We start from the raw sequence: 12,307 nt of genomic DNA, 5'->3' as shown, positions 1-12,307 counted from the left end.
ACTTTCTTGCTTGTCACCAACAATTTATCTCGTTAGCAACTTTTATATCTTACCACATCCGCTCGATCGTTGCAAGCTTTTTTTTGAATTTATTTCTCAAATTCATTTGGCTTGTTTCTCTCAAGCTTTTGTTTCGGCTGTATTTCTTGGCCGGAAATATAATATACCATGGGCGACAGCAATATGCAACCCTTTTATTCTAATTTTATTATAGGTAAAGTATTACATTATACACTTTCTATTTTAGCTAACTATCCGTCTGCTTCTTAGGCCATAGGGTATAACTGAAACTATAGATAAAATCAATTCCGAGAATCAATCCCCAGCGCAGTGCCATTGCCATCAGTTGCTCCGTTCGGTCGGGTTCCCCCACGATCAGGATCATAGTTCCAAGCAACATCACTCCGATTACCCATGCCAAAGCATGACGATACCACCCCTGACGTTCGCGCTTCGCACGGGCCGCCCCATATTTCGGTGCTGGTACGGGCTTCTCACCCCCCGCGAATCTGTGCGCAAACCGCACGTCTGCCCCTTGAATCATTCGATGGCCAAACGCAATCGTAACCCCGATATACACTGCCGCCAACCCATGCACAAATCCGGCCTCTGTTCCACCTCGCAGATCCATAATGGTAACAGTAATTAATAGTAGATCAATAATAGGTGTACACAACAGCAGGATTCCTCCCGTTCTTCTCCATCCCAACAGATATCGTGCACTCAACCCGGAAAGAACAAATATCCAGAACAAAACTTCACAGGCAACTATAAAAAAACCAATCATTTGGCCATCCCCTTATTTAATACAATCGTATTAAATAAATTTAACACAGCTTTGTTCCCTAAACAAGATACCCTCGTGAAATAAAAAAACAGCCCACTATAGATAACTATAGTCAGCTGCCTTTTGTACTACTTATGAAAACAAAGCCACTTCTATTCTTTATTGCGCATGTGTGGGAACAGCAAGACATCGCGAATGGATGGGGCATTGGTAAGCAGCATGATCAAGCGATCGATCCCGATACCAAGTCCGCCTGTTGGCGGCATACCATACTCCAGCGCACGCAAGAAATCTTCATCCATTTCATGTGCTTCATCGTTGCCTTGCTCTTTTTCCTTCATCTGTGCTTCAAAACGTTGACGCTGGTCAATCGGATCATTGAGCTCAGAGAATGCGTTCGCATGCTCACGCGCCACGATAAACAGCTCAAAACGATCCGTGAACCGTGGATCCACGTCATTCTTCTTCGCAAGCGGTGAAATCTCAACCGGATGGCCGGTCACGAAAGTCGGCTGAATCAGCGTTTCTTCAACGAACTGCTCAAAGAATGCGTTCAGGATATGCCCGAATGTCATATGTGGCTCAACCGGAACCTTATGTTCTTTTGCCAGACGATGAGCTTCCTCATTGGACATTTCAACACCAAAGTCTACGCCCACAATCTCTTTGACAGCGTCCACCATGGATACACGGCGCCACTGCGGAGTCAGGTCCACTTCATGGCCTTGGTAGGAAATCACTTGTGTACCGAGCACTTCTTGTGCAATATGGGCTATCAAGTTTTCGGTCAGTGCCATAATATCCTTATAGTCCGCATATGCTTCATAGAGCTCGATCATCGTGAACTCCGGATTGTGACGAGTAGAGATGCCTTCATTACGGTATACACGGCCAATCTCGTACACTTTCTCCAAGCCGCCCACGATCAGACGCTTCAGGTGAAGCTCAATCGCGATTCGCATATACAGCTCCATGTCCAATGCATTGTGATGCGTAATGAACGGGCGTGCCGCAGCCCCGCCAGCGATCGAATGCAAAGTTGGGGTTTCCACTTCAAGATAGCCCAGGGAATCCAGATAACGGCGCATCGACTGGATAATACGGGAACGTGTAATGAACGTCTTTTGAACATCCGGATTGATGATAAGATCGACATAACGCTGACGATAACGAAGTTCCACGTCCTTCAGGCCATGGAATTTCTCAGGGAGCGGATACAGCGATTTCGAAAGAACCTCCAGCTCCTTCACTTTCACGGTTGTCTCACCGGTTTTGGTCTTGAACAAGACCCCCTTCACTCCGATGATGTCACCAAGATCAAGGATGCTGAATGCTTCATATTGTGCTTCTGCAACGGAATCCTGACGAACATAAATCTGAACGCGACCACTCAGGTCCTGAATATGAGCAAAAGAAGCCTTGCCCATGCCGCGTTTAGCCATAATCCGGCCAGCCAGGTTCACTTCCACCTGCTTCTCTTCCAGCTCTTCCTTGGAGAGTCCGTCATACTCTTTTAGAATATCACCTGCGTGATTTTCTCTTTCATACTTCCCACCAAACGGATCGATACCCAGCTTGCGAAGCTCGTCCAGTTTGTTGCGGCGGATTTGCAAAAGCTCACTTAACTCCTGCTCTTGTTCCTGATTGTTTATTTCTTCCGTCATCGTCATTCATCTCCTTCATTTCACTTCCATCGTGAATCCCCATAGAGCAGCACAAAAGCCGTCACCTACATACCATCCGGACAGCTCTCAAATTACTTGCATACATTCGCCAAGGACTTAAACGTATGGGCAGCCCAATCAGACTGCCAGCAACCATTTAAGCCCTTCACACGACCTTGCCTATTTAAAAAAGCCCCCCGAAGGAAGCTTTCTACATCACATTCCGACTTACTTCTTAATGTCTACAATTTTATATTGAATAACGCCCGCAGGAACGTTAACATCCACTACCGATCCTTTTTGCTTGCCAATGATCGCTTTGCCGACAGGACTCTCGTTGGAGATCTTGTTATTCAGCGGATCCGATTCAGCCGAACCAACAATGGTATATTCCATCGTGTCGCCAAATTCCAAATCCTCAACAAGCACCGTGTTGCCCACACCGATTATATCGGTATTGATATCATCATTGTTGATGATACGCGCATTACGGAGCATCTTCTCCAGCGTAATAATCCGGCCTTCGATAAAGGCTTGCTCGTTCTTGGCGTCTTCATATTCGGAGTTTTCACTAATATCACCGTAACCGATGGCAACTTTAATCCGTTCCGCCACTTCGCGGCGTTTTACAGACTTCAGATTCTCAAGTTCGTCCTCCAGTTTCTTCAGACCGTCCTGTGTAAGAATGACCTCTTTATCGCTCATAAACCGATTCTCCTGTCATGTAAATAATTTAAACCACGATATCAACTTACTATATGCGAATTCTTGGGGATCAGAACTCCCTCTGATGCCTGCTCAATTTCTTGAATTTATACTGAAAGATTATATGGGAACCATTTCAAAAAGTCAATGCGCGCAAAGGCTGTTACGGATGTCGCATACACGCACCCATTAACAGCCTGCAAGCAAGGTTACCCCATTGCCGCTGCGGCTTGAGGGTATACACTTTTCGTCGATTCTTCTTGGTGCTCCAAACTGTTCACAAAGTTGTCCAAGAGGCTCACCATTTCATCGCGCTTCGTTTCTTCCATAATGATATCTTTAATGCGGGCTGAACCCTTCAGCCCTTTCAGATACCAGGACAGATGCTTGCGCATTTCCCGTACCGCGACCTCTTCCCCACGCAGGGCAATCAAGCGGTCCATATGCAGGATAGCTATCCTGATTTTCTCCTGCGGAGCCGGATCCGGCAGCAGCTGGCCCGATTTCAGGTATTCTATGGTGCGATACAGCATCCAAGGATTCCCGAGCGCACCACGGCCGATCATGACTCCGTCGCAGCCCGTAATGTCCAGCATCCGGCGTGCATCCTCTGGCGTAACCACATCGCCGTTACCGATCACCGGAATAGAGACGGCTTCCTTCACTTGCCGGATGATATCCCAATCGGCATGCCCGGTGTACAGCTGCTCACGCGTACGTCCATGAACACTCACCGCCTGTCCCCCTGCACGTTCGACAGCTTGTGCATTTTCGACAGCATATATGTGATCGCTATCCCAACCCGTTCGCATCTTGACCGTTACCGGCTTGTTCACTGCATCAACGACTGCTGCAACCATCTCATAGATTTTGTTGGAATCCAGAAGCCAGCGTGCGCCAGCATCCATCTTCGTTACTTTCGGTGCAGGACAGCCCATGTTGATATCGATGATATCAGCGTTAGTCTGCTGATCCACGACTTTGGCCGCTTCCACCAGGGAATCACGGTCACCGCCAAAAATCTGCAGGCTCAGCGGCTTCTCCCGCTCGTCCACGAACAGCATCTCCTGGGTGCGCTTGTTCCCGTGAACGATCGCTTTACCGCTGACCATCTCAGCACAGACCAGCCCTGTGCCGAATTCCTTGGCAATCAATCGGAAGGCCGGGTTGCATACGCCTGCCATAGGAGCAAGAACAACCTGGTTCTTCATCTCGATGTTAGCGATTTTCAATTTATCCATTTCTTATATCACTCCTTTCCTATTCAAATATTTATAGTGGAAGGATCCTGTATACCCCGCCAGGCAGGATCCTTAAGTCTCAAACCAAACCATCATACGCATTAATCGTAGGGCAGTCCAGTCGAAAAATTTGCATATTTTCAGGCAGATAGCTACCCAAAAAGATCTCTCCTATATTAATACCGGGGTTTCTGAAAAATAAACCTGCCCTCGCGTCGTTATGCAGTCTATCTAGCTGCGCTCCTTAAGTTCCTGCAGTGTAATCTCCAGCGCATCCGCAATCTGCACCAGCATCTGCTCCTCGGCACGGCGGTTCCCCCGCTCAATTGAACCCAATACAGCCAAAGAAATACCGGTTCGCTCTGCAAGCTCTTGCTGGGTCAAACCCTTCAATTTTCGGAAAGCGCGGATACGCTGCGCCAATTGCTTGTTTTCCAAAGCTGTATTCCTTCCTTTCCTTCCAGGTTCTCAAGTGCTGTCTTCACCACGGGGTACAGACCCGAAGGTTCATGCTCAAACACGATATCGGAAAGCGGTCTGAGAACAAAGGCCCGCTCCTGCATACGGGGATGGGGAAGAATAAGGTCCGGCGTATCCAAACGGCGTCCTTCCATCCATAGCAGGTCCAGGTCCACCGTCCGTGGTCCCCAGTGTATATGACGGACCCTGCCAAGCTCTTTCTCAATCCGCTGCATTTCGGCAAGAAGCTCATGAGGACTCCGCGAGGTTGACAGGGCTGCCGCCATATTGAGAAACATCGGTTGATCAACATACCCGACCGGATCGGTCTCATACATGTTGGAAATGCGCTCTACCGTAATACCGGGCACTTCATCCAACCGTTCCAGAGCCTCCATCAGGTTGCCCTCGCGGTCTCCCAGATTAGCCCCTAAAGCAATATAAGCCTCTGAGTTCTCAGAGGTAGCGTGTGAATTCATGATCGTCTCACTTTCTGGTCCGGTGCAGCTCAATGGTCACACCTTCAAAATGAATATCAAAAGGCGGGTGCGGCTTCGTCAATCGGACCGTTAAAGCATCGATAATAGTATAAGTGTCCAATACCTTAGATGCAATATGCTCCGCTAAAGCTTCGATCAGGCGGAATGATTCTGTCCGCATAATGTCCAGCAAGAGGTCATGAATCTCGGCATAATTTACCGTCAGCGTCAGATCATCCGTTTTCGCGGCTTTACTCAAATCCATCTCCAGCTCAAGATCCACATAGAAGCGCTGTCCCAACTTGCGCTCTTCCTCAAACACTCCGTGATATCCGTAGTATTCCATGCAGCTCAGTATCATCTTATCCATCTCAGATTCCGTCCTTCCGTATCCCCAAAAATTAAATGCGTCGAAGCTCCGTCGAAGCGTAAGTCATAGCATCACACATCTTCGCTGTACGTTTCATATGTTTCACGTCATGCACCCGAACGATCTGGCAGCCCTGCGCAATACCATAGGCCACCGTTGCCGCTGTGCCTTCCAGTACATCCTGCGCAGGGGCACCAAGCGCAGTCTGGATAAACCTTTTGCGGGAGGTTGCCAGCAGCACCGGAAATCCGAGACTTACAAGCTCATCGAGTGATGCCATTACCTTCATGTTCTCGTCATAGTCCTTGGCAAAGCCGATACCCGGATCAAGCAGGATTTGACTATCTTTAACGCCAGCAGATCGTGCAATCTCGACACTTTCCAGCAAATCCCGTTTAACGTCCTCTATAAGATTGACATAGTTCCGATCAAGACGATTATGCATCAGAATAACGGGACACCCCAGCTCCGCTGCAGTTCTCGACATATCGGGATCATGTTTAAAACCCCAAATATCATTGATGATATGGGCTCCCGCTTCAATAGTCTGACGGGCAACCTCGGCTTTATAGGTGTCAATCGACAATGGGATATGCGGAGCATGCCGGTGAATAGCCTCTATAACCGGAATAACACGGGCGAGCTCTTCTTGAATCCCGACCGGCTCGTGTCCCGGACGTGTCGATTCCCCGCCGATATCGATGATGTCGGCTCCCTCTTCGACAAGCTGCAGCGCGTGCTCGACCGCTCGCTCCGTATCGTTATAACGGCCTCCGTCCGAGAACGAATCCGGCGTTACATTCAATATGCCCATAATGAGCGTGGACTGGCCCAGCTTAAGCGCAGCATCTTTGCTCAGACGATATTCACGTTCGTAAATGGTTGTTCTCATACATAATACCCTGCTTTCCTTCTATACGCACTCTGCAATGCCCGGGTTACTGGACCGGCCGCACCTTGTCCAATGACAATAGACTGATCTCCCGATCCAATCAGTGTCGTGACCGGTACGATTTCCTGAACAGAGCCTGTCGTAAATATTTCATCCGCTCCGCTGAATACTTCCCAGCTGTAGTGCCCTTCTTCGGCTTCGATTCCAAGCTCGGCAGCCAGTTCCAGGACAACGGCCCGGGTAATCCCCGGTAAAATGCCCGTACTGATATCAGGCGTATATAAATGCCCCTCTTTGACAAAAAAGACGTTGCTGACAATACCCTCAGCCACATCCCCTCCTGCGGTTAGCATCAAGCCTTCTGCCGGTCCGCCGGGATGGGCAGGATACCCCTCCAATTCCCGCTTTGCGAGTATATTGTTCATATAATGCAGGGATTTCATCCGGACAGGGGATTCCGGTGTATTCCTTGGAAGAGACAGCAGGCGCATCACTCTGCCTTTTTCGTATACATCTTCCTTCGTGACCGGCAGCTCTTTAGCAAACAGGATCTCGAAGGGCTTCACATAATCACCGAGAGGCAGACCCAGCAGACCCTCGCCCGCCGTAACCGTATACCGGATATAAGCATCCTGAAGGCCATTAGCCTCCATCAGCTCCGATATCCAGCGGCTCATCCCGTCATGGTCTGTCATGTGGACTATCCCAAGCTGTCGGCAGCTATCCATAAGTCGTTCCAAGTGCCGCTCTAATTGAAATGGCTTCCCCTGATAGGTGCGAAACGTCTCGAATACGCCCATTCCGTACAGAAGACCGTGATCCATTACAGACACCACAGCCCCGGCAGCATCCACGATGCCGCCGTTCAAGCCAATGAATCTCATGCCTTGGCGCCAGCCGTGCGCTTCAAAAAGTTGCGCAGCATCTGATGACCGTGATCGGTAATAATCGATTCCGGATGGAATTGCACACCTTCAACCGGATATTGTTTATGGCGCAAGCCCATGATCTCGCCCTCTTCGGTCCAGGCGGTAACCTCAAGATCATCCGGCAGGCTCTCCTTCTCCACGATCAGCGAGTGATAACGCGTTGCAGTGAAAGGAACCGGCAGACCTTCAAAGACCGAATCGCCTGTATGGTGAATGGGCGAGGTTTTCCCGTGCATCAGCCGCTCCGCGCGAATCACTTTGCCACCAAAAGCTTGGCCTATCGCCTGATGACCGAGGCAAACACCGAAGATTGGAATGACACCCTTGAAGTGTTCAATAATCTCCAGGCTGATACCCGCCTCATTCGGTGTGGCCGGTCCAGGCGATATGAGAATATGATCCGGTGCCAATGCCTCGATCCCGGCAATATCAATCTCATCATTCCGGTATACCTTGACTTCCTCTCCGAGCTCTCCCAAGTATTGAACCAGGTTATACGTAAACGAATCATAGTTATCGATGACAAGTATCATGTTATTTCCCCCCTATATTCGCAGCCACCGCTGCAGCTTCTTCTTCACTGCACATCAGTGCCGCAATCAAAGCCTTTGCCTTGTTATGGCACTCCCTGTACTCTCGATAAGGATCGGAATCAATCACGATACCCGCTCCCGTCTGAATGTAGCCAATCCCATCCTGTACCGCAAGGGTCCGGATAATAATGTTTAGCTCCATATCCCCATTATAATCGATCCAGCCCATAGAGCCGGTATAAGGCCCCCGGGTAACAGGCTCCAGTTCTTCAATGATTTCCATGGTCCTGATTTTGGGAGCGCCTGTTATAGTGCCGCCAGGGAATGTTGCCGCGATGACATCATATGCATTGTTTCCCTCTGCAATTTGACCCTCCACCTGTGACACCAAGTGCATCACGTGGGAGTATCTCTCCACCGTCATCAGCTCAGGAACATGAACCGATCCGTATGCCGCAATCCGTCCAATGTCATTCCGCTCCAGATCAACCAGCATGATATGCTCCGCCCGTTCCTTCTCACTGCCAAGAAGCTCAGCTTCCATAGCAGCGTCCTCATCCGGGTTGCTTCCGCGGCGGCGGGTTCCTGCGATCGGCCGCGCAGACACAACATCGCCATCAAGCTTCACCAGCAGCTCCGGTGAGCCGCTCGCCAGACTAAAGCCAGGTGAGGACAAATACCCCATGTAAGGCGACGGATTCAATATACGCAGCCATTCATAAATATCAGCAGGGTCCGCATGCAGCTGCAAATGCCGCCTTAAGGATAAATTCACCTGAAACACATCGCCTTGGCGGATGTATTCTTGAATGGATAACACCGCTTGCTGGAATGCTTCTTGTGAAAAATCAATCTGCAGCCGATCCCAGATCTCAACGTTGGGCCCGGACAGCTCCTGTGCTTTTGCCTGCCGTTCCTGCCGCACATGCTCATCTTCGGACATAACACCGATTCCTGAATTTGTTCCAAACATCTCGTTCCACTGGGACAGCATGGATTCAGCTCTAATAGCGGCTGTTTCATATAACTGGCCCAATAGTTTCTCCTGCTCGGGCGCAAGTACCGAGTCATTACACGTGCCTGAAGGATCACCCGACACTGACACCGGCTCTTCTGACTGAATGTCCAGGGCTGCTGATTTGTTTGCCCATGGCAGCGGAACGTGAACCGAGCAGTACATGCTATCATCGGTGTGATCATATATCCAAATCTCTTCCATGCGCATCCACAGGTAATCCGGAAAGCCCGGCTCATCCTTGGCCATCGTGGGGAGCTGTTCAATCGAGCGGACCACATCATAGCTCAGGAAACCGGCGCAGCCTCCACGAAAATCAGGCCATTCCGGCACACGTGGGGCTTTCCAGGCTCCCATCCACTGCTCCAGGAGATGCAGCGGCTCTCCTGTTACGTTCGTTCTTTTACCGCTGGACAGCTCTATGACCTCGCCGCTGCTTCCTTTTCCCTGGAGAATGGAAACCGGCTGCAATCCAAGATACGTGTAGCGTCCGCCCTTGCCGCTCTCCAGCACGAAGGCATACGGCGACGCCGCTTTCCATGCATGTCTCCAGGACAAGGGCAACCCTCTTGATGTTCCTTTATATTGAACCAGATAGGGAACTACGGACCAGCCCTCTTTAGCCCATTCTTGCCACTGGGCCAGCTTCACTCTTCTCTCCATGCCGATCCTCCCTTAGTCTCCAAAAGCCTTACTGTTGCCTGTCAGTATACTGTATCCCGCTTCTCTTGAAAACCCTAAATAGGGCATGTCCCACAATAATTTTTGTCCATGGATGAGCCTGGATTCCATTAAAGCGTTCTCTTTGGGAGTAGTATACACAAAAAGCCCCCAATGCTATAAAACACATTGAAGGCTTCCTTATAACTACGTATGTCCAGACCCTAACGGAACGGGAAAATTCGCAGTTCTATCTTAAAGTCGTCTTATTCGAAGTTATAGAGAGGCGTGCTCAGGTAACGTTCCCCGTTACTTGGAATCACAGCTACCACCCGTTTGCCCTTACCCAGCTCTTTAGCCACCTTCAATGCAGCATATACAGCAGCACCGGAAGAAATACCGCCAAGAACGCCTTCTTCCTTCGCCACACGACGGGATGTTTCAAAGGCATCATCATTCTCTACGTGCACGATCTCATCGTAGATTTCTTGATTCAGGATTTCAGGAATAAAGTTTGCTCCGATGCCTTGAATCTTGTGAGGACCTGGTTTGCCTCCGGCAAGGATCGGCGAAGCAGCGGGCTCTACCGCAATGATTTTGATGTCAGTGAACTGGCCTTTCAGCACTTCACCTGCTCCTGTGATCGTACCGCCTGTTCCGATACCAGCGATGAACGCATCCAGGGAACCTCCGATGGACTCGATGGCTTCCACGATTTCAGGACCTGTCGTCTCACGGTGTATCTTCACATTGGCTTGGTTCTTGAATTGCTCAGCCATGAAAAATCCGGCATTTTCTTTCTGAATTTCTTCTGCCTTCTTAACCGCGCCGTTCATACCTTCCGATCCTGGCGTCAGGACCAATTCCGCTCCGTAGGCACGCAGCAGGTTGCGGCGCTCCAAGCTCATGGTTTCAGGCATAACGATAACTGCTTTGTAGCCTTTGGCAGCAGCCACCATCGCCAATCCGATACCCGTATTTCCACTTGTTGCTTCAATTATAGTATCACCTGGTTTCAAGCGGCCGTCTTTCTCCGCCTCTTCCACAATGCTGATTGCAATGCGGTCTTTAACGCTTGCTCCCGGGTTCTGGTATTCCAGCTTCAGATAAATCTCTGCGCTATCCTCAGGTACAATCCGGTTTAAACGGACAAGTGGAGTTCCACCGATTAATTCTGTCACATTATTGACGACTTTTGCCATGAATAAAGCCCTCCTCATAAATATAAAATGTACAAACATAGTCAATACATAATGATGTTATTCATTCTAATGTCGAATCATTGAATTTGTTGTGTCTGGGATGTGTTAAAAGATAGCGGAGCCAGCATAATCTGAAACTTTCGATTATTTCGGCCTCCCTAATATCCGAGTAAAAAGGTAGGTTTTCGTTCTTTCATCTTATCAACGTTACAAGCCATTGTCAATATCCCATTGCTCGAAATTCAACATTTCTAGGCGGATTTTCCTGCGTCTCTTGAACGAGAAGAGGGCCTATTCCGCACCATTGCAGAATCTGGAATGCCGATATGTCCTCAGCCTTGACGAATAAGGCCAACTTAAGCGAAAAAAAGCTCCTGCAGCAGATTTACTCCGCTACAGCGAGCTTTTCCTCATTTTGATCTACAGCGTGACCGTGCCCTCGCTGATTCGTGCCTCATACTTCTCCCGAAGCTGCCGCTCCAGTTCCGATAAGGATATCGACTGTTCCAGCGCTAGCTGCTTACGAACCGCTTCGCGAATCTTGTCCTCGCTGGGAGCCTTAGGCTCAATAATATCGTGCAGATAAACGATCGCATAGGTGTCTGTAAGTGAGATAGGTCCCGCAATATCCCCGGATTCAAGCTCTAAAGCTGCATCAAGCAGTGCGGGCGGCAGAAAAGGATCATCCTCTTCGATCAGCCCTATCTGTCCACCCTCCTCACGGGTGTATTCATCCAAGGATATCTCAGACGCGAGAGCAGCAAAATCTTCACCGTTCTCCAGCCGGTCCATGGCCTGGTTCGCCTCATCCTCCGAAGCCACTTCAATCATAGACAAATTCAGTTGTTTCTTGGGGCGAAATTGATCAGGGTACAAATCCAGATAAGCATCAATCTGCTGCGGTTCGATATGAACATCAGAGGTGGCGATTTTTTCAAGCAGCAGCCTATAGGTCGTTTCCATCCTTAATTCTGCTTCGGTAATCCCTAACTGGTCTTCCATTTCCGATAAGAACCGTTCCTTTGAACCGTAGCTGCGGCTCATCACGTCGATCTCCGCATCTACTTCCGCCGTCGTAATATCAATGCCCTTCGCCTTGGCCTCCAGAGCTACCGCTTGCCGATTCAGCATGGTCATCAGCATGTCGCGGCCATAACGCTTTTTTAGCTCGTCAACCCATTCGTCTTCAGTGATCGCCCTGTCCTGTATGGATGCGACTGCCAGGGATCCATCTTTCAATGGTGGCGAAGCCTCCTTCGAAAAAATCCCCGAAAACAGCATCAAGCCGCCCATACCTATTACGCATGCTGTCAAGACAATGACGGTCGCCCACAATCCCTTCTCTTGTCTCGTCATCACGGTCGCTCATCC

The 12,307-nt window shown here is 49.5% G+C and carries 13 protein-coding genes; all 13 read right to left on the bottom strand.

The window, feature by feature from the left end:
* Positions 1 to 247: 247 nt before the first annotated feature.
* The gene (locus tag M2277_RS29535; protein ID WP_280756267.1) at positions 248 to 787 is read right to left on the bottom strand and encodes a hypothetical protein; all 540 of its coding nucleotides are present in this window, start codon (positions 785 to 787) and stop codon (positions 248 to 250) included.
* Positions 788 to 939: 152 nt separating this feature from the next.
* A complete protein-coding gene (gene lysS, locus M2277_RS29530; RefSeq protein WP_006207459.1) occupies positions 940 to 2,451 on the bottom strand; it encodes a lysine--tRNA ligase in 1,512 nt (503 codons plus the stop codon).
* A 228-nt stretch (positions 2,452 to 2,679) separates the two neighbouring features.
* On the bottom strand, positions 2,680 to 3,156 hold the full coding sequence (greA, locus tag M2277_RS29525) for a transcription elongation factor GreA (protein ID WP_006207458.1): 477 nt from the start codon (positions 3,154 to 3,156) through the stop codon (positions 2,680 to 2,682).
* A gap of 209 nt (positions 3,157 to 3,365) precedes the next feature.
* Positions 3,366 to 4,397, bottom strand: coding sequence for a tRNA dihydrouridine synthase DusB (dusB, locus tag M2277_RS29520; RefSeq protein WP_036640946.1), 1,032 nt, complete (start codon positions 4,395 to 4,397; stop codon positions 3,366 to 3,368).
* Between the two features lie 231 nt (positions 4,398 to 4,628).
* Positions 4,629 to 4,835 carry a helix-turn-helix domain-containing protein gene (locus tag M2277_RS29515; protein WP_040680117.1) on the bottom strand — a complete coding sequence of 69 codons (207 nt, stop codon included), beginning with the start codon at positions 4,833 to 4,835 and terminating at the stop codon, positions 4,629 to 4,631.
* Positions 4,787 to 5,335 (bottom strand): 2-amino-4-hydroxy-6-hydroxymethyldihydropteridine diphosphokinase, encoded by a 549-nt coding sequence (gene folK / locus M2277_RS29510; RefSeq protein WP_036640947.1) that lies wholly within the window; start codon positions 5,333 to 5,335, stop codon positions 4,787 to 4,789. Before folK ends, M2277_RS29515 begins: the two co-directional genes overlap by 49 nt.
* Positions 5,336 to 5,342: 7 nt before the next feature.
* Positions 5,343 to 5,705, bottom strand: a complete 363-nt coding sequence (gene folB, locus M2277_RS29505) for a dihydroneopterin aldolase (RefSeq protein WP_280756266.1) — start codon at positions 5,703 to 5,705, stop codon at positions 5,343 to 5,345.
* 31 nt (positions 5,706 to 5,736) lie between these two features.
* A complete protein-coding gene (gene folP, locus M2277_RS29500) occupies positions 5,737 to 6,597 on the bottom strand; it encodes a dihydropteroate synthase (protein ID WP_006207453.1) in 861 nt (286 codons plus the stop codon).
* Positions 6,594 to 7,481 carry an aminotransferase class IV gene (locus M2277_RS29495; RefSeq protein WP_280756265.1) on the bottom strand — a complete coding sequence of 296 codons (888 nt, stop codon included), beginning with the start codon at positions 7,479 to 7,481 and terminating at the stop codon, positions 6,594 to 6,596. Before M2277_RS29495 ends, folP begins: the two co-directional genes overlap by 4 nt.
* On the bottom strand, positions 7,478 to 8,059 hold the full coding sequence (pabA, locus tag M2277_RS29490) for an aminodeoxychorismate/anthranilate synthase component II (RefSeq protein WP_006207451.1): 582 nt from the start codon (positions 8,057 to 8,059) through the stop codon (positions 7,478 to 7,480). Before pabA ends, M2277_RS29495 begins: the two co-directional genes overlap by 4 nt.
* A gap of 1 nt (position 8,060) precedes the next feature.
* Complete coding sequence (locus M2277_RS29485) at positions 8,061 to 9,737, bottom strand: anthranilate synthase component I family protein (RefSeq protein ID WP_006207450.1); 1,677 nt, start codon at positions 9,735 to 9,737, stop codon at positions 8,061 to 8,063.
* A gap of 263 nt (positions 9,738 to 10,000) precedes the next feature.
* Complete coding sequence (gene cysK, locus M2277_RS29480; RefSeq protein ID WP_006207449.1) at positions 10,001 to 10,936, bottom strand: cysteine synthase A; 936 nt, start codon at positions 10,934 to 10,936, stop codon at positions 10,001 to 10,003.
* 420 nt (positions 10,937 to 11,356) lie between these two features.
* The gene (locus tag M2277_RS29475) at positions 11,357 to 12,292 is read right to left on the bottom strand and encodes a peptidylprolyl isomerase (protein WP_280756268.1); all 936 of its coding nucleotides are present in this window, start codon (positions 12,290 to 12,292) and stop codon (positions 11,357 to 11,359) included.
* Positions 12,293 to 12,307: the final 15 nt, after the last annotated feature.

The organism is Paenibacillus sp. LBL (genome assembly GCF_029893715.1).
Classification (GTDB): domain Bacteria; phylum Bacillota; class Bacilli; order Paenibacillales; family Paenibacillaceae; genus Paenibacillus_AQ; species Paenibacillus_AQ glucanolyticus.
Note: the sequence above shows the minus strand (reverse complement) of the source record. Positions and strands in the feature narration are given on the sequence as shown.

What these genes read in the sequence shown, in the direction of transcription:
- M2277_RS29535 (WP_280756267.1), bottom strand. Translation starts at nt 787, where the DNA reads ATGATTGGTTTTTTTATAGTTGCCTGTGAAGTTTTGTTCTGGATATTT.
- lysS (WP_006207459.1), bottom strand. Translation starts at nt 2,451, where the DNA reads ATGACGGAAGAAATAAACAATCAGGAACAAGAGCAGGAGTTAAGTGAG.
- greA (WP_006207458.1), bottom strand. Translation starts at nt 3,156, where the DNA reads ATGAGCGATAAAGAGGTCATTCTTACACAGGACGGTCTGAAGAAACTG.
- dusB (WP_036640946.1), bottom strand. Translation starts at nt 4,397, where the DNA reads ATGGATAAATTGAAAATCGCTAACATCGAGATGAAGAACCAGGTTGTT.
- folK (WP_036640947.1), bottom strand. Translation starts at nt 5,335, where the DNA reads ATGAATTCACACGCTACCTCTGAGAACTCAGAGGCTTATATTGCTTTA.
- folB (WP_280756266.1), bottom strand. Translation starts at nt 5,705, where the DNA reads ATGGATAAGATGATACTGAGCTGCATGGAATACTACGGATATCACGGA.
- folP (WP_006207453.1), bottom strand. Translation starts at nt 6,597, where the DNA reads ATGAGAACAACCATTTACGAACGTGAATATCGTCTGAGCAAAGATGCT.
- M2277_RS29495 (WP_280756265.1), bottom strand. Translation starts at nt 7,481, where the DNA reads ATGAGATTCATTGGCTTGAACGGCGGCATCGTGGATGCTGCCGGGGCT.
- pabA (WP_006207451.1), bottom strand. Translation starts at nt 8,059, where the DNA reads ATGATACTTGTCATCGATAACTATGATTCGTTTACGTATAACCTGGTT.
- M2277_RS29485 (WP_006207450.1), bottom strand. Translation starts at nt 9,737, where the DNA reads ATGGAGAGAAGAGTGAAGCTGGCCCAGTGGCAAGAATGGGCTAAAGAG.
- cysK (WP_006207449.1), bottom strand. Translation starts at nt 10,936, where the DNA reads ATGGCAAAAGTCGTCAATAATGTGACAGAATTAATCGGTGGAACTCCA.
- M2277_RS29475 (WP_280756268.1), bottom strand. Translation starts at nt 12,292, where the DNA reads ATGACGAGACAAGAGAAGGGATTGTGGGCGACCGTCATTGTCTTGACA.